This window comes from Comamonas testosteroni, from assembly GCF_000761245.1.
Lineage (GTDB): Bacteria > Pseudomonadota > Gammaproteobacteria > Burkholderiales > Burkholderiaceae_C > Comamonas > Comamonas testosteroni_C.
Genome location: NZ_AWOR01000012.1, coordinates 42,431 through 59,367 on the forward strand (window position 1 = coordinate 42,431; position 16,937 = coordinate 59,367).

The following is a 16,937-nucleotide window of genomic DNA, read 5'->3' on the forward strand; positions in this document are numbered from 1 at the left end:
GACGCGCCCCCCCGAACCCGCAGGAACCCAAATATCTGCACCCTACATTCCGGCAGCTATGTGTTCAAAGCTAGCTCCGCCATGAGTTTCACGCTGGGGCAGCGGCTGTATCGCCCGCGCCCATGCTGGCCATACAGCCGCTCAATGACGGCACACAAAATCTCTTGGCATTCCCCGCCGCTTCATGAAGCGCAGCCATGGGCCGCTGCTGCACCGCGATTTTCACCCAACCGGTGGCAATGAACTCGAGACCGTGATCGGCGACACCAGAGGCATGCTGCCATCCTTTACCTCAACGAGACCGGTATACGCTTGAGGAGCATGCAGACTGTTTGCCCCGCCCTGCCCTCATCGATTGTGCGAAGGCAGTGAGCTAGCTTGCCTCGATCAAACCCATCAAGACCTGACCCACATCGGCCTCCACCTTGAAAGCCAGCAGTGCATCCGCCCTTGTCACGCCTTGATTGATGGCCACGATGGACTTGCCCTGCTCATGCGCTGCTAGAGCAAAGCGGTAACCCGAATACACCATCAATGAAGAGCCGGCGATCAGCACGGCGTCGGCCCTGGCCACGGCAGCCATGCAGGTCTGCACGCGTTCACGTGGCACGGTCTCGCCAAAGAACACCACATCGGGCTTGATCAGGCCCGTTCCGCAATGTGGGCAGGCGGGAACGACAAACCCGCTGAAGTCCCGCCCCTCCAGATCGGCATCGCCGTCAGGTGCAGGGGCGGCATACAGCTGGGCCCAAGCCGGGTTCAGTGCGAGCAGCCGCTGCTGCAGATCGGCGCGGGCAGAGCGCTTGTCGCAGTCCATGCAGCGCACGGTGTCGATGCGCCCGTGCAGGTCCACGATGTTCAGGCTGCCGGCCGCGTCATGCAGGCCATCGACATTCTGGGTGATCAGCAGCTCGAGCCGGCCTTGCTGCTCCAGCCGCGCCAGTGCCTGATGGGCAGCACCGGGACGCGCCTGACCCATCACGCGCCAGCCCAGCATGGAACGCGCCCAATAGCGCTGACGCACCATCACATCGCCCATGAAGGCCTGGTAGGTCACGGGCTGGGGGCGCTTCCACTGTCCGTTGCGGTCACGATAGTCGGGAATGCCGACTTCGGTGCTGCAGCCGGCGCCACCAATGACCACCACGCGCGGGTGCGCATGCAGCCAGTCCTGCAGGCGCCACAGCGCCAGAGCATCCACACAATGGTTCAGGGTTTCACTCATTACAGCAGCGGCGATGTCAATCGGGCCACGGAACCGATCAGCCGTCGTCGCAGACCTTTTTCGCTGCGATATTGCACCATTCGAGCCTGGCCCAGATCAGCCTCGAACTGGGCAGCGATGGCCTGATTCAGCTCTGGCCCGTAGCCGATCACACAGACCTCGTAGTTGAGGAAAAAGCTGCGATAGTCAAAATTGGCCGTGCCGATCATGGCCATATTGTCATCGACCACCAAGGTCTTGGAGTGCAGCATGCTGGCCGCATATTCATAGATATGCACGCCACAGCGAATCAGCTCGTCAAAATAGGAGCGCGCAGCGGCCGTCACCAATAACGAATCAGACTTCTTCGGCACCAGAATGCGGACCTCCACACCGCGCAGTGCAGCATTGGTGAGAGCCGTCAGCGCGCCTTCGGTCGGCACAAAGTAAGGCGTGGTCAGCAAGATGCGCTGCTGGGCCGCGTTGATGGCCGCCAGATAGGCGCGGTAGATGGCGTCCAGCTGGTCGTCAGGCCCCGAGGTCACGACCTGCATGGGGATGGGGCCGTCTTCGCAGTCGGGCAGCAAGTCATCGAGATCGTCGGGCAGGCGGTGCGGATCATCGCTGCGGGTGTAGGCCCAGTCCTCGAGAAACACCGTCTGCAGCCAGTTGACGACGGAGCCTTCGACCCGGAGATGCACATCGTGATAGGCATCGTCACAAATGCGCTCGTTCTCTTCATCGGTGACGTTCACGCCGCCCGTAAAGCCCACTTTGCCATCGCAGACCAGAATCTTGCGGTGGGTACGGAAGTTGACCACGGGTCGCAGTCGCCGCCCTATCTTGGCGTCGTGAAAGCGCAGCACCTCGACCCCGGCCTGCTGCAGCGGCTCGAGAAACTTTCGCCCCAGCTTCTTGGAGCCCAGAGCATCCACCAGCAAACGCACCTGCACACCTGCACGTGCTTTCTCGATCAGCAAATCACGCAAGGCCGTGCCGGTCTGATCGGGCTCGTAGATGTAGTACTCCAGATGCACATGGTGGCGTGCTGCGCTCACGGCCTCGGCAATCGCATCAAAGGTCGCGGCGCCCCCCACCAGCAACTGCATGGAAGTGGCCGTGCTTACCGGGAAATCGCTGGTCATGCCGACCAGCCGCGCCACCTGGCGCAGGCGTTCCTGCTTGGCCGGAATGCGTTCCCTGAGCTTTTGCATGCTGTTGCGCACCCGCGAACGCTTGCGCGAGCGCAGCCGCTTGATACGCTGGCGTTTCATGCGTTGCGGACCGAAGTAGTAATAGACCAACAGACCCACCACAGGCAGCGCTGCCATGGACAACAGCCAGCTCAGCGTGGCAATCGGCTGGCTGCGCTGCAGCAAAATCCAGATGCCCACCACGATGACATACAGCGACCAGCCAGCGGACAGCCAGAGCTTGACGCTCTCTTGGCTCAGCTGCATTGCTATCCAGTCCAATTGCGCACTCCTGTTGTTCGATGAACCATCACCACCATGCCCTCGCAGTATGGCAGCGGCATGGCAGACTGCGGCGATCCGCCTGACCGGGGGAAACACCCTCAAGCTGGCGCCATGCTTTTGTACCGCGCTACAAAGAGTATATTGATACGCATGATTTCCGAACTCATCACGACTCTGGCCCAGGCCCGCAAGGCCGCCCGCATCACCCAGGCCGACCTGGCCGAACGTGCCGGTCTGTCGCGCATGGCCGTACAGCGCACTGAAACCGGCGATGTCGACCCGCGCTTTTCCACTCTGCAGGAAATGGCCCGTGTGCTGAATATGGAGCTGATCGCCGTGCCGGCCGAGCTGCACGCCCAGGTGCTGGCACTGATTGAGCCCCAGACCGACCAGACGGCTGCAGCCGACAGCATCGCCAGTCCGGTGACCGGCCAGGATTCGCTATGAAGTCTTACGTATTGTTAACTTGAGAGTCCTGTTTGCTCGGCCACAATGGCCCGAGTTTCTTGCGCGACATTCAGAGGTTTGAGAGATGGCGATTCACAACTGGGATTACGCACCGGAGGCACTGGAGGTACAGGTCAGCGAATTGTTGCTGGCCACGGCAGATCGAAGCGACGAACTGGTCGATGAAAACGTGCGCCTGGTCCTGCACGAGCTGCGCCAGCACCTCAATATGGAGGTGATTTTTGTCTCAGAGATCCGCAACGGCCAACGCATGTTCCAGCATGTCGATACTGCCCCCGGCAGGGAACTGATTGCCACCGGCGGCGGCAGCCCTCTGGAAGAGTCGTTTTGCCAGTGCGTGCTCGACGGCGTTCTGCCCGGCCTGGTCCATGACGCTGCCACCCACCCGGCCTTTTCCAAGCTGCCGGCAACTCCTTTTCGTGTGGGAGCCCATCTGAGCACCCCTATCGTGCTGGCCAGCGGCAAGGTCTACGGCACGCTGTGCTGCTTCAGTCAGGCCGCCGATGAAAGCCTGACGGCCAAGGACCTGCAAAAACTCGAATGCGTGGCCAAGATTACGGCCAGGCGAATCGATATCAAGCAGGCCCGGCAACTGCAGCCGGCCGAAGAAAAGTGCACGCCTTCCGGCCCGGCTTCTCCCGGAAAGCTCTGAAAACCAGCTCTCCGGGAAAAAGCTGCGTCAGTTCACCGCCACGCAGACCTGGCGCTGCTCGCCCAGTCCGTCAGCACCCAGTCGCACCACGTCGCCGGGCTTGAGAAAGACGGGCTGCGGCTTTTGTCCCAGGCCCACGCCCGCAGGCGTTCCGGTGAGAATCACATCGCCGGCCTCCAGCGTCATGAAGTGGCTGATATAGCTGATGACCTTGGGCACGCCAAAGATGAAATTGCTGGTATTGCTGCTTTGCATGCGCTGGCCGTTCACTTCAAGCCACAGCGCAATGCGATGCGGATCGGCCACCTCGTCGGCCGTCAACAGCCAGGGCCCCAGCGGCGCAAAGCTGTCATGGCTCTTGCCTTTGTCCCAGGTGCCTCCGCGCTCCATCTGCCAAGCCCGCTCGGACACATCGTTGCCCAGCACATAGCCGGCCACATGACCCAGCGCGGCCTGCTCGCTCACCCGCATGGCACGGCGGCCGATGACCACGCCCAGCTCCACCTCCCAGTCCACCTTGGTCGCCGCCGGCGCTATCTGTATGGCGTCATCGGGCCCGCTGATGGCCGTGACCGCCTTCATGAACAGCACCGGCTCGGCTGGCGGCTCAGCCCCCGCCTCTGCCGCATGGTCTGCGTAGTTGAGCCCCACGCAGACGATCTTGCCCACCTGCCCCACAGGGCAACCCAGACGAGGAGCACCTGACACGGCCGGCAGCTCCTCGACTTTCCGATCGCGCCAGTGCGCAAGCTTTTCAGGCTGCAGCTCGGTGCCGCGCCAGTCGGCCACCCAGGCCGAAGCATCGCGCAACACGCCTTGCGCATCCAGCACACCGGGCTTTTCCTCACCGGCAGCTCCAAATCGAACCAGTTTCATAGTCTCTCCATTCCTCGGGCCTCATTTTCTGTGCGGTCAGCAAAGGCCCCGGTCTTTCATCACGAAGCTCCATCGCCCTTCGCCTTGCGTTGCCCTGCATCACGACCTGAAAGCCGAGCTTGCTGCAACCACCGGCTGTCACACCACTTCAAACAAGCGCCCCCAACCCTTGATATCCGCCGGACTACGCCCTGCCGCACGCAACATCCCCCACACCGTGGTGCTGACCGTATCGAGCAGCGGCACATTCCAGCGTCGCTCTACCTGATCGGCCAGTTGCGCTGCATGCAGATTGGTGCAGTAAGTCACTACCGCATCCGGTGCCCCCTCCTCCATCACCTCTGCGATCAGCCCCAGCAACTGCTCAGGCTCCACAAGCGCAAAGCTGTGATTGACAGAAATGTTCAGATGCCGCTGAGCCGTGGTTTCCACGCCGGCTGCGCGGTAATTGTTGACGATACATTGCTGCACATCCGCGGTATAGGGGCTCACGATGGCCAGTTTTTTGACGGAAAGCTTTTGCATCAACTCATTGAGCGCCAGTATGGCTGTCGTCGCCTTGATGCCCGTGCGCTGCTCGATGCGCTCGCACAACTGCCGGTCGCAATCAAAACCGCGCCAGCCCGCAGCGGTACCGCTCCAGCCAATCACATCCACTTTGGCATCGGCCAGCAACTCTGCAGCCGCAAGAATCTTGCTGTCATCAAACTGATTGAGCGCGGCCTGCGCCAACGAAATCTCCGTCACCTTGAAGCGCGAAAAATGCGCTGAGCATTGACCCGCACTGGCGGCAAGTGCACTGGTCAACGGCTCCAGCGCCGTATTCGAAGAAGGCGTCAGCACGCCCAGGCATGTCTTGGTTGCAGTCATCTCTTGTGTTCTCCGTGAAGGGCCGACCGTCTCAGCGGCCGGATCACATTGTTCTCAGGTCGCCACAAAACGTCAACAATAATGTCAACAACAATAAAGGCATCACTTTCCAAATTTGCCAAAAAATACATTCCACCTCCTCTGAAACGCTGTAGAAAAGTGGGCATATCAATGCAAATTTAGTCACATAGGTGTTTTCTATATTGTTTACAACATTGTCGACATTTAAATTTTCATCACATCAACCAACCCTGGATGGAGTGAACCCGAAGATGCATATCCCGACCACAGCCGCAGCGGAGCACACGCAGGCTCCGACCAAAGTCCGATGGAAGATCTTCCTGATGATGTTGTTCCTCATCTCGATCAACTACATCGACCGAGCTTCGTTATCGGTGGCCATGCCGATGATTGCCAAGGAATTCGACCTGAGTCCTGCCATGCAGGGCTTGTTGCTGAGCTCGTTTTTCTGGACCTATGCCTTCATGCAGATACCGGGAGGCATGCTTGCCGACAAATACGGCCCACGCTCGGTCATCGCTGGCGCCACTCTGGGCTGGGGTCTGTTTCAAACCATCGCCGCATTCACCACAGGCTGGTTCTCTCTGCTGCTGACTCGCCTAGGCCTGGGAGCCGCCGAAGCGCCCATCTACCCTGCCGGAGGCAAGCTCAACGGCATCTGGATGTCCCAGAACGAGCGAGGCCGTGGCGCCACGCTGCTCGACGGTGGCGCACCGCTTGGCGCTGCCCTGGGGGCCGTCATCATTGCGGGCCTGATCGCCTTCTTCGGCTCCTGGCGTATCTCCTTCGTGGTCGCCGGCGTCGGCACCATGATCGCGGGCTACTTTGCCTGGTCCTATATCCGCAACCACCCTCGCGAGCATTCCGGCGTGAACGAGGCCGAAGCCCGTCACATCGAAGCCGCACATGCCGAAGACGCCAGGGCCGACGCCGGCACCAGCAAGGGCAAGCTGCTGGACTTCTTCAAGTACCGCTCGGTGTGGGGCATGTTCTTTGGCTGGATGTGCTTCAACGCGCTCTTTTACGGCCTGCTGACCTGGATGCCCACCTACCTGTCCAAGGTGCACGGCATGGACATCAAAGCCATGGGCGGCGCGCTGTTCGCCATGTTCTTCTCCGGCTTCGTGGGAGAAATGATCGGCGGCTGGATTGCCGACAAATGGCGTGAGAAAGGTGCCAACCAGGCCACCGTGCTGCGCACTCTGTTCGGCATTGCATCGATCATCGCCACCATCGCCATCTATGGCGTCTCGCAGATCACCGACCCCGTCACGGTCGTCATCCTGCTGTCCATCACCCTGTTCTTCCTGCGCTGGTGCGGCCTGTTCTGGTGCATTCCATCCCTGATTGGCACCCGCAATCGCGTCGGCTTCCTGGGCGGCGTCATGAACCTCGGCGGCAATTGCGCCGGTATTGGTGTGCCCATCATCGTGGGGCTCATCGTGCAGGCAACAGGCTCTTACTTCATGGCGCTGATGATGTTCACCGGCGCAGGCGTGGGCTTGTTCATCTGCTCGGCCCTGCTGATCGACTACAGCAAGAAGGTACCCGTATAAGCCTCAGACGCGAATACGGCCAGAGCGGCCTGCCAATGCAGCGCCGCTCACGCCTTCTCGCTACACAGAGCAAGCCCCTTTTGAAGCAGCCACGGCCTCATCGAGCCTGAGCTAGCCACACACATCACCACAGGCGTGCCAGCACCGGCTGCCACTCACTTTCACCGTAGAACCGACCCCGAACATGACCCCCTGCGAATTCGATATCGTGGTGCGCAATGCGCAAGTAGCAACCGCCAGTGACATCTTTGAAGCCGACATCGGCATCCGCAACGGCAAGATCGCCCAGCTGGGCAACAAGCTGCCTGCCGGCACTCACGAATACGACGCTCAAGGCCGAGTGGTCACTCCGGGCGGCATCGACGCCCACTGTCACCTGGATCAGCCCATGGAGCCGCCGGTGCGCATGGCAGACGACTTCGAAAGCGGCACCCGCGCTGCAGCCTGCGGCGGCACCACCACGGTCATCCCCTTCGCCGCCCAGGCCAAAGGCCAGTCCTTGCGTGCAGCCGTGGCCGATTACCATCGCCGCGCAGAAGGCAAGGCCTATGTGGACTATGGCTTCCACATGATCGTCAGCGACCCCACCCCGGAAGTACTGGAAAACGAACTGCCCGCGCTGATCCGGGAAGGCTACACCTCCTTCAAGATCTACATGACCTATGACGATCTGAAGCTCGATGACGGCCAGATACTCGATGTCCTGGACGTGGCTCGCAAATACGATGCCACGGCCATGATCCACGCAGAGAATGCCGACTGCATCCAATGGCTGACCAAGCGCCTGGAAGCCAGCGGCCGCACGGCCCCCCGCTATCACGCAGTCTCGCGCCCCATGCTGGTGGAGCGCGAAGCCACCCATCGCGCCATCGCGCTCTCGGAGCTTGCCGATGTGCCCATCCTCATCGTCCATGTCTCGGGCCGCGAGGCCGTCGAGCAGATCCGCTGGGCGCGTTCCCACGGTATGAACATCATGGCCGAAACCTGCCCGCAATACCTGTTCCTGAGTGCAGAAGACCTGGGCCTGGACGACAGCTACCATGGCGCCAAGTGCGTATGCAGCCCGCCGCCGCGCGACAAGGCGAACCAGGAGGTCATCTGGAACGGTCTCAACGACGGGCTCTTCACCGTATTTTCGTCCGACCATGCTCCATTCAACTACGATGCCCCAGAAGGTAAAAAACCGGGTGGAAAGGAAGTCTCCTTCAGCCATATTCCGAATGGCATCCCAGGCATCGAAACTCGCCTGTCCCTGCTCTACACCCACGGCGTGCTGGCTGGGCGCATGACGCTCAACCGCTTTGTGGAACTGACCTCCACCAACCCCGCCAAGGTCTACGGACTGCATCCGCGCAAGGGCAGCATCGCCATAGGAGCCGATGCAGACCTGGTCGTCTGGCAGGAAGGCGAGCGCACCATCAGCAACCGCGACCTGCATCACAACGTGGACCACACCCCTTACGAAGGCCAGTTGCTCAAGGCCTGGCCCTGCCTGACCCTGTCGGGCGGCCAGGTCGTCTGGGATGGCGAGAAGTTCCAGGCCCGAGCCGGCCAGGGACGATTCCTGCAACGCGGCGCCCCCACCTTGCTGCCCAAGCGACCCACACACCGCTTCTGAACCGGAGCACAGACCATGAAACTGCTGATCATCAATCCCAATATTTCCGAGAGCGTTACTTCTCTTATAGAGAAAGAAGCCAGACTGGCCGCTGCTTCGGGTACGGAAATCACCATGCTGACCGCCCCCATGGGCGTGGCCTATATCGAGACGCGCTTTGAGGCCATGATTGCCGCCTACGCCGTGGCCGAGCTGGCCGCAACCCATGCCGCACGGCATGACGCCGTCATCGTGGCCGCCTTTGGCGACCCCGGTCTCGAAGGCCTGCGAGAGGCCCTGGACATTCCCGTGCTGGGCATGACCGAGTCCGCGCTCATGAGCGCATGCATGCTGGGCAAGCGCTTTTCCATCATTGCCATCTCCAGGCGCATTACCGCCTGGTACCGAGATATGGTCGAGCGCAACGGGCTCATAGACCGACTCGCCAGCATTCGCTGCCTGGACGAGCCTCTGCGGGACATCGGAAGTGTGCAGGACGATCATGCAGCACGCCTGCAGGCCTTGTGCGAAGCAGCGGTCAGCGAAGATGGCGCCGATGTCCTGATCATTGCCGGCGCACCGCTGGCCGGCCTGGCACGCTCCATCAAGCAGAGCCTGCCGGTGCCGGCCGTCGATGGCGTCTCCAGCGCCGTCAACCACGCGCAAAGTCTGGTCTCGCTGGCCCCCTCTCCTGCACGCGCCGGCAGCTTTGCCAAGCCGCCACGCAAGGACTTCAAGAACCTTCCCCCCGGACTGACCCAGCTGTTGAGCCAACTGCCCTGAAGACGCTGCGGGAAAAGCTTCATAGAGATGATTGACGCTCGGCATGCTGTGCGACACTAGAATTCATCAGCATGTCGACAAAAAGCACTACAAAAGTGAACAATCGAAGCAATACATCTCGATCCGAAATTACCGTGGATGAAATGGCCGCCCGCATTGCCACAGCCATCCATGAGCACCGCCTGCTGCCGGGAACCAAGCTCGGCGAAGACCGGCTGGCCAATATCTTCAACACCAGTCGGGCTCGCGTGCGCGAGGTGCTGGCCCGCATGGCCCGCGACCAGATGGTGGAGCTGTTCCCACAGCGCGGAGCCTTTGTCGCCAAACCCAGTATCGAGCAGGCGCTGGACGTCTTCGAAGCGCGCCGGCTGATAGAGCCAGGCATTGTGCGCCGCCTCGTTCTGAGCATGGACAACAGCAAGATCCGTCGCCTGCAGACCCATCTGAAGCAGGAGCGCGAAGCACGTGCCAATTCCGACAAGCGAGCCACGGTTCGCCTGTCCGGCGAGTTTCATGTGCTGCTTGCCGAGCTGGCCGGCAACTCCGCGCTGCTGCGCAGCATGCGTGAGCTATCCACACTGACCTGCCTGACGATCTCGCTGTATGAATCGGCGGTCAACACCTGCTGCCTGGTGGACGAGCATGAAGCCGTGGTCAATGCCATTGTCGCGGGCAATGGCGAGCAGGCAGAGCAGCTGATGCTCAGCCACCTAGATCACATACAGGGCAGCCTGCGCCTGGAGGCCGATGCCGACGACGCTGATCTGGAGCAGATACTGGGCGACCTCTGATCACAGTCGGCGTCGCGATCCGGCAACGGGAGCCATCGAAGTGATCGATACGCCCTTCTCGACTGGAGATGGCTGGCAGCTATGCGGGCAGGGGCGTCCGCATTAGCATCCACGGCTGATCGCCATCACTTTTTCCAGAGGCCTTGAGGCCGTTTCAATGAGCGCACCCGCCCCACATTCCTTGCCGCAAGCCGAGCGGCCACGCCCGCGCCATCTGAGCGAACTGTTCTGGTCACTGACCTTTCTGGCCTTGCAGGGCTTTGGCGGCGTGCTGGCCGTGGTGCAGCGCGAACTGGTCGAAAAACGCCAATGGCTGAGCAATGAGGAGTTCATGGAGGACTGGGCCGTAGCGCAGATCATGCCCGGCCCCAATGTGGTGAATCTTTCCATCATGCTGGGCGAGCGCTACTTCGGCTGGCGCGGAGCCGTCGTGGGGTTGTGCGGAATGCTGACGTTTCCCATGCTGGTGGTCATCAGTCTCACCCTGGTCTATACCCAGTTCGCGGCCAACCCGGCCGTTGCCGGAGCACTGCGCGGCATGGGCGCCGTGGCGGCAGGGCTGGTGGCGGGCATGGGCCTGAAGCTGGCTGGCACGCTGCGCAAGCACCCACTGGGCAAGTGGTATTGCGCAGGGCTGGCCATCGCCGCCTTTGTGCTGGTGGCCGTGCTGCGCCTGCCGCTGTTCTGGGCCTTGCTGCTGGTGGGCGCAACAGGCTGCGTGCTGACCTACCGGAGGCTGGCATGAGCACGCTGGCGATCGAGCTGCAGAACGTGGACTGGCTGCATCTTTTTGCCTATTTCCTCACGCTGTCGCTGATGGCCGTGGGTGGAGCCATCACCGCTGCGCCGGATATGCACCGCTATCTGGTCGACGGCAATCGCTGGCTGTCGGAAACCCAGTTCACCAGTTCCATCGCCATTGCCCAGGCCGCCCCCGGCCCCAATGTGTTGTTCATCGCCCTGCTGGGCTGGAACGTGGGACTGAATGCGGGAGGCGGCGCCGGCCCGGCGGCCTGGGGACTGGGAGCGCTGGGTGTTGCGGTGTGCATGGTGGGCATTTTGCTGCCCAGCTCGCTGCTGACCTGGCAGGCCTCGCGCTGGGGTCAGCGCAACCGGGACAAACGCGGCGTGCGCGCCTTCAAGCAAGGCATGGCTCCGCTGGTGATCGGTCTGCTGCTGGCCACTGGCTGGCTGCTGGGCAGCGCCAGCGGCAACCCTGGCAAGGACTGGAAGCTATGGCTGCTGAGCCTTGCGTGCACCTTGCTGGTATGGCGCACACGCATTCATCTGCTGTGGCTGCTGGCTGCCGGCGCGGCGCTGGGTGCGCTGGGCTGGGTGTAACAGCAGCACCGCCAAACTCCGGGTTCGGCTGATCAGGCGTCAACTGCCAAAGCAGCCTCCGTCCTGAAGCCGCTGCTGGCTCCAATGCCTGCCTACTCGGGACTATCCAGCAGCAAGGGCAGCACCTGCGCAGATGGCATGGCGATCATCTGGTCCGCCACCGAGTCCAGCTCGCTGGCATGCGGGTTGATGATGACCACTCGCGCCCGGTTGCGCCGTGCGATCCTGGCCAGGCCTGCTGCCGGGTAGACTGCGCCCGACGTGCCGACCACCAGCATCAGCTGACATTGCTCTGCCGCCTGCTCTGCCCTGGCCCAGGTCTGGCTGGGCAGAGACTCGCCAAACCACACGACGGCAGGCCGCAGCAAATTGCCGCAGGCGGCGCAATGAGGCGGCTCCCCCGGGACAGCCTGCTCCAGGTCGCAGGACGCACAACGGCGATTCAGCCAGCGATTCCTGTTCAGCTCTCCATGCAGGCTCAGCACATCTTCACTGCCCGCCTGCTGGTGCAGGCCATCCACATTCTGCGTGATGAGCGTCATCTGGCCGGGATGCTGTTGCGCCCAACGCGCTAGCGCCAGGTGCCCCTCATTGGGGGCCACCTTGGCAACCAGCGCACGTCGGTGCTCGTACCAGCGCCAGACATGAGCCGGATCGCGGCGGTACCCCACCTCGCTGGCCATTTCCTCAGGCTTGAACTGGGACCAATACCCGTTTGCATCCTCCCTGAAAGTGGGCACTCCCGACTCGGCGCTGACACCGGCCCCGGTAAGCACGGCCAGTCGCTGCGCCTCGCCCAGCCAGCGACGTACGCAGGCAATCGCACCCAAGGACGTCGAAGAATTGTCAATAAGTGCTTGAACCAAGGCTATAACCTCAATAATTGAGTTGCAACGTGGAATACTTGAATTTCTCTGCGGAGCTTCTTCTTTGCCTGATATTGCACCACACCAGCATATGAACGAATCGGGCCAATTGTTCGCACTTCAGCAAGCCATGACGCCTGCCGCATTGGCATGGGGTCTTGTTGATGTCCAAACGTTGGAGCTTCGCTTTGCCAATCCTGCATTGCAGCGCCTTCTGCAACCCAGCCACCAGCCCCCCGGCATACCCGAGCGCGAGATTTTGGAAACAGCCAGGCTCGCTATCAGGCAGTGCATGGAAACAGGCCTGGAAGCGACTGCAAACTTGCCCGATCACCCCGGGCTCTGGCATTTTTCACCGATTCAAGGCGCTGGCACGACAGAAGCAGTGCAATGCTATGTATTGCCGACCGAAACCTCGTTTCGTGAACCCGATGACGAACTCGGGCTGGGACATGTCAACCGCTTTGAGGCCTTTCTGGACCACCTGCCCTACCAGGTCTGGATTGCAACACCCCATGGAGAAGTGACCTGGCTCAACCGGGCCCTGCATGAATACGCCTACCGGGAAGTACGCCCGCTGAGCCTGCGCGAAGGCATCTGGATTGATATCGTGCATCCCGACGATCTGGCGACCGTCAACACCGGGCTGTCACGCGCCCTGATCACCGAAAAATCGACTGGATACCGGCTGCGCATCAAGCGCCATGACGGCCAGTACCACTGGTTTTTTTCTTCGCTGTCGCCCGTCAAGAATGCGCAGGGCAGGATTCTCTACTGGGTCGGCGCCAATCTGGGCATAGACAGCATGCGCCAGTCCGAGAACCAGTTGCGCGACCAGATCACCACGCTGAGCCACCAGCTGAGGCTCAAGCAGCAGGCGCTGGATCAGGCCGAGACCTACCTCGCGCAGGCCCAGAAGATGGGCATGGTGAACCAGCTGTCTGCCGGTGTCGCACATGACATGAAGAACCTGCTTTTCATCACCGGCCTGCATGCCGGCATGCTGGAAAAGCAGCTGGGCGAGCCCGAGCAGCTCGAACATGTGGATGTGATACTCAACACCATTCAGAAAGCAGGCAGCCTGGCATCGCATCTGACGGGGTTCAGCAGTCGCAAATCCATGCAGCTGGCTGCCGCCGACCCCCGTGCACTGGTGCAAGACCTGGAGCCGCTGCTGAGCAAGGCCGTCGGCCACAACGCTGAACTGCAGCTGCATATGGCAAGCAGCATCTGGCCCATCAGCGTGGACAAGCTGTATTTCGAGAACTCGCTGATCAATCTCTGCATCAATGCGCGTGATGCCACCGAAGAGCAAGGCCAGATCACGCTGACAGCGGAGAACGTGCTGCTCAAGCGTGCCAGCCATGCAGGCGACTACGTAATGATCAGCGTGGCCGACAACGGCATGGGCATGAGTGAAGAGATCAAGGCCCGCATCTTCGACATGTTCTTCACCACCAAGCCCGAAGGCAAGGGTGCGGGCCTGGGCCTGCCCATGGTCAAGAACTTCATGGACCATGTCCAGGGCCTGATCGAGGTGGAAAGCACTCCAGGTCTGGGCACCATCGTGAGCCTGTACTTTCCGCGCGCACAACCGGTCGTGCCGCTGAGCCCGCAAGCCTCTGCCCCTGCGGGCCGGCGGGAAACGATTTTGCTCATCGAGCCCGATCTGGCCACGCGCAATGCCATGGCCCAGGTGCTCTACGGACTTGGTTATCAAGTCGTGACCGCATATTTACCCGAAGTCGCGCTGCGCTATATCAACAGCGGCATGAAGGTGGATCTCATCATTGCCGCCGATGAGTTTTCCGGTGCTTTGAGCATCGCAAAAATGCAGGAAAAGCTGGCCCGGGAGCATGTTCTCATTCCGCTCATCCTCATGACCAGCAGCGAAGAGGCCGAAGTGCCGCATGCTCAGGAATGCCGCTATGTGGTGCTCGGCAAGCCCATGGAGATTGGTGAGCTGGCACGCACCGTACAGCGCATGCTGCATCCGGACTGCAAGACGCCTGCCGATCTGCCGGCCGTCTGAGAACGGCTCGGCCGGACCTGCAAAAAAGGCGCGGCTGCTCTCGCAGCCACGCCTTGCTTCAGTACCCGGAAAGCCGACTCAGGCCTTGATCGCAACGGCTGCGGCCAGGCGCTGGCGCAATGCCTCATAAAGACACACACCGCTGGCCACGGACACATTCAGGCTCTCCACCGCGCCCTGCATGGGGATGCTGACCAGCGCATCGCAGGTCTTGCGGGTAAGCTGGCGCATGCCATCGCCCTCGGCCCCCAGCACCAGCGCTGTCGGTCCGGTCAGATCCATCTGGTAGAGATGTTTGTCGGCATCGCCACTGGTACCGATGATCCAGATGCCGCGCTCCTTGAGTTCCTTGAGCGTGCGCGCCAGATTGGTGACCATGAAGTAAGGCACGGTCTCGGCCGCACCACTGGCCACCTTGGCCACGGTGGCGTTGATGCCGGCCGCGTGATCCTTGGGAGCGATCACGGCATGCACGCCGGCGCCGTCGGCTACACGCAGGCAGGCCCCCAGGTTGTGCGGATCGGTCACACCGTCGAGCACCAGCAACAGCGGGGCCTTCACCCCCTCCTCCGCCAGGTCGTCGAGCAGCTCGTCTAGCGTGCGCGTGTCCTTGACTTCTTCCACGCGTGCAGCCACGCCCTGATGGCCGTGAGAGCCAGCCAGTTTGGCAATGCGCAGGGCATCAGCCTCGATCAGACGCACACCGGCTTCCTTGGCGCGTTCCAGAAACTGGCGCATGCGCGCATCGCGGCGCGAAGCCTCGAAATAGACTTCGATGATGGATTGAGGGGCGGTCTTCAGACGCACGCCGACGGCGTGAAAGCCGAAAAGAACTTTGGGGGACGACATGGGGCCGTATTATCCCGGCGTTTGCGGCAGACCTGGGACTCGCAGGGCCATGTCTGGGCTGGCAGCTGAGGTTTTTCATTGCCGCTACACTGCGCCCCCAACGGGCGGCACCCCCACTCATCAGGCAGAACCGGCATGGCTTGTGCCGAGTGCGAGTCTTTACATGAGGCTGCGCAGCCGCCCTGAACGACTGGCAGCAGGCTTGCCCTGCAGCTCCCCCGGCATTCGCGCACAAGATCTCTTCATGCCCGGCATGACGAGATTGACGCGCTTGCATCCTCTTCCAATCCTCTAACGAATACCCAGCATGCTCAAAGCCTTGCTCGATTGGTTCAACCGCACCAGCCTGGTGCTGCAGATTGTGATTGCCCTGATTCTGGGCGGCCTGGTGGCCTGGCTATGGCCGGCTGCTGCCCAGCCCGCATCCTTGCTGGGCAGCTTGTTCATTGCCGCCCTCAAGGCCGTGGCCCCGGTGCTGGTGCTGCTGCTGGTCATGGCGGCCATCAGCAGCCACCGCCCGGGCCAGCAAACCCATATCAAGCCCGTGCTCCTGCTCTACGTTATCGGCACACTGGCTGCGGCCTGCGTGGCCGTGGCGGCCAGCGCCATATTCCCCTCGGTGATTCACTTTCGTGAAGCACCCAAAGTCCAGAGCGTGCCCGGTGAGATCAGCCAGGTGCTGAGCACCGTGGTCCAGAGCCTGTTCGACAACCCCGTCAATGCCTTGCTGAACGCCAACTACATCGGCATTCTGGCCTGGGCCATCGCACTGGGCATTGCACTGCGCCACGCCAGCCCCAGCACCCGCACCATGGTGGAGGACTTCGGCGACGCCATCACCCGCGTGATTCAGGGCGTGATCCGTCTGGCCCCCTTCGGCATCTTCGGACTGGTGGTCGCCACCTTCTCCTCGGGCGGACTGGATGCACTCAAGGACTATGCCCATCTGCTGGCCGTACTGGTCGGCTGCATGGTGTTTGTGGCACTGGTGATCAACCCGGTCATTGTCTGGACACAGACTCGCCGCAATCCCTACCCGCTGGTGCTGACCTGCCTGCGCGAAAGCGCAGTGACCGCCTTCTTCACACGCAGCTCGGGCGCCAACATTCCCGTCAATCTGGCCCTGGCCCAGAAGCTCAGGCTCGACGAGAACACCTACAGCATCTCGATTCCTCTGGGCGCCACCATCAATATGGCCGGTGCGGCCGTGACCATCAGCGTGCTGACGCTGGCCGCAGCCCATACGCTGGGCATCAGCGTGGACATCCCCACGGCCATATTGCTGTGCGTGGTCTCCGCAGTCTGTGCCTGCGGTGCCTCGGGCGTTCCTGGCGGCTCGCTGCTGCTGATTCCGCTGGCCTGCAGCCTGTTCAACATCCCCAACGATGTGGCCATGCAGGTAGTTGGCGTGGGCTATGTCATCGGCGTGATTCAGGACTCGACCGAGACAGCCCTCAATTCCTCGACCGACGTGCTGTTTACCGCAGCCGCCTGCCGCGCCGCAGAGCGCAGGGCCGGATTGGAAGTCGCGCGCATCTGAGGTTTGAGCGCAG

At 61.7% G+C, this 16,937-nt stretch carries 16 protein-coding genes; 10 read left to right on the forward strand and 6 right to left on the reverse strand.

The genetic code is table 11. The annotated features are described in order from the left end of the window. Positions 1–373: 373 nt before the first annotated feature. On the reverse strand, positions 374–1,225 hold the full coding sequence (locus P353_RS04325) for an NAD-dependent protein deacetylase (protein ID WP_034365817.1): 852 nt from the start codon (positions 1,223–1,225) through the stop codon (positions 374–376). Next, positions 1,225–2,664: a cardiolipin synthase gene (gene cls, locus P353_RS04330; RefSeq protein ID WP_034365820.1), complete on the reverse strand. Its 1,440-nt coding sequence runs from the start codon at positions 2,662–2,664 to the stop codon at positions 1,225–1,227. Before cls ends, P353_RS04325 begins: the two co-directional genes overlap by 1 nt. A 168-nt stretch (positions 2,665–2,832) precedes the next feature. Between cls and P353_RS04335 the strand changes: the two genes are divergently transcribed. Then, positions 2,833–3,129 carry a helix-turn-helix transcriptional regulator gene (locus tag P353_RS04335; protein WP_034365822.1) on the forward strand — a complete coding sequence of 99 codons (297 nt, stop codon included), beginning with the start codon at positions 2,833–2,835 and terminating at the stop codon, positions 3,127–3,129. An 85-nt stretch (positions 3,130–3,214) separates the two neighbouring features. Beyond that, a complete protein-coding gene (locus P353_RS04340) occupies positions 3,215–3,802 on the forward strand; it encodes a GAF domain-containing protein (RefSeq protein ID WP_034365824.1) in 588 nt (195 codons plus the stop codon). 27 nt (positions 3,803–3,829) lie between these two features. On the opposite strand, the gene P353_RS04345 is transcribed toward P353_RS04340, so the two are convergent. Both P353_RS04345 and P353_RS04350 read right to left on the reverse strand, forming a co-directional pair. Continuing rightward, a complete protein-coding gene (locus P353_RS04345; RefSeq protein WP_034365827.1) occupies positions 3,830–4,678 on the reverse strand; it encodes a fumarylacetoacetate hydrolase family protein in 849 nt (282 codons plus the stop codon). 138 nt (positions 4,679–4,816) lie between these two features. Further along, positions 4,817–5,548, reverse strand: coding sequence for an aspartate/glutamate racemase family protein (locus P353_RS04350; RefSeq protein ID WP_034365831.1), 732 nt, complete (start codon positions 5,546–5,548; stop codon positions 4,817–4,819). Between the two features lie 272 nt (positions 5,549–5,820). Here P353_RS04350 and P353_RS04355 point away from each other — a divergent pair, with 272 nt between their 5' ends. From P353_RS04355 to P353_RS04380, 6 genes are all read left to right on the forward strand, one after another. After that, positions 5,821–7,125: an MFS transporter gene (locus P353_RS04355; RefSeq protein ID WP_034365834.1), complete on the forward strand. Its 1,305-nt coding sequence runs from the start codon at positions 5,821–5,823 to the stop codon at positions 7,123–7,125. 184 nt (positions 7,126–7,309) lie between these two features. Beyond that, positions 7,310–8,743 (forward strand): dihydropyrimidinase, encoded by a 1,434-nt coding sequence (hydA, locus tag P353_RS04360; protein WP_034365837.1) that lies wholly within the window; start codon positions 7,310–7,312, stop codon positions 8,741–8,743. A 15-nt stretch (positions 8,744–8,758) separates the two neighbouring features. Beyond that, positions 8,759–9,505 carry an aspartate/glutamate racemase family protein gene (locus P353_RS04365; RefSeq protein ID WP_034365840.1) on the forward strand — a complete coding sequence of 249 codons (747 nt, stop codon included), beginning with the start codon at positions 8,759–8,761 and terminating at the stop codon, positions 9,503–9,505. 143 nt (positions 9,506–9,648) lie between these two features. Continuing rightward, positions 9,649–10,296: a GntR family transcriptional regulator gene (locus P353_RS04370; RefSeq protein ID WP_034365843.1), complete on the forward strand. Its 648-nt coding sequence runs from the start codon at positions 9,649–9,651 to the stop codon at positions 10,294–10,296. Positions 10,297–10,453: 157 nt separating this feature from the next. Then, entirely contained in the window at positions 10,454–11,041 is a 588-nt protein-coding gene (locus P353_RS04375) for a chromate transporter (protein WP_034365847.1), read from the forward strand. After that, positions 11,038–11,637, forward strand: a complete 600-nt coding sequence (locus tag P353_RS04380; protein ID WP_034365850.1) for a chromate transporter — start codon at positions 11,038–11,040, stop codon at positions 11,635–11,637. Before P353_RS04375 ends, P353_RS04380 begins: the two co-directional genes overlap by 4 nt. A 92-nt stretch (positions 11,638–11,729) precedes the next feature. Here the strand turns inward: P353_RS04380 and P353_RS04385 are convergent, their stop codons facing one another. Then, positions 11,730–12,503: an SIR2 family NAD-dependent protein deacylase gene (locus tag P353_RS04385; protein ID WP_034365852.1), complete on the reverse strand. Its 774-nt coding sequence runs from the start codon at positions 12,501–12,503 to the stop codon at positions 11,730–11,732. A gap of 400 nt (positions 12,504–12,903) precedes the next feature. Here P353_RS04385 and P353_RS04390 point away from each other — a divergent pair, with 400 nt between their 5' ends. After that, complete coding sequence (locus P353_RS04390; protein ID WP_232776243.1) at positions 12,904–14,535, forward strand: hybrid sensor histidine kinase/response regulator; 1,632 nt, start codon at positions 12,904–12,906, stop codon at positions 14,533–14,535. A gap of 78 nt (positions 14,536–14,613) precedes the next feature. Here P353_RS04390 and rlmB read toward each other — a convergent pair whose 3' ends face one another. Beyond that, positions 14,614–15,384: a 23S rRNA (guanosine(2251)-2'-O)-methyltransferase RlmB gene (rlmB, locus tag P353_RS04395; RefSeq protein WP_034365858.1), complete on the reverse strand. Its 771-nt coding sequence runs from the start codon at positions 15,382–15,384 to the stop codon at positions 14,614–14,616. 307 nt (positions 15,385–15,691) lie between these two features. On the opposite strand from rlmB, the gene sstT reads away from it, so the two are divergent. Further along, entirely contained in the window at positions 15,692–16,924 is a 1,233-nt protein-coding gene (gene sstT / locus P353_RS04400) for a serine/threonine transporter SstT (protein WP_034365860.1), read from the forward strand. The last annotated feature ends 13 nt before the right edge of the window (positions 16,925–16,937 follow it).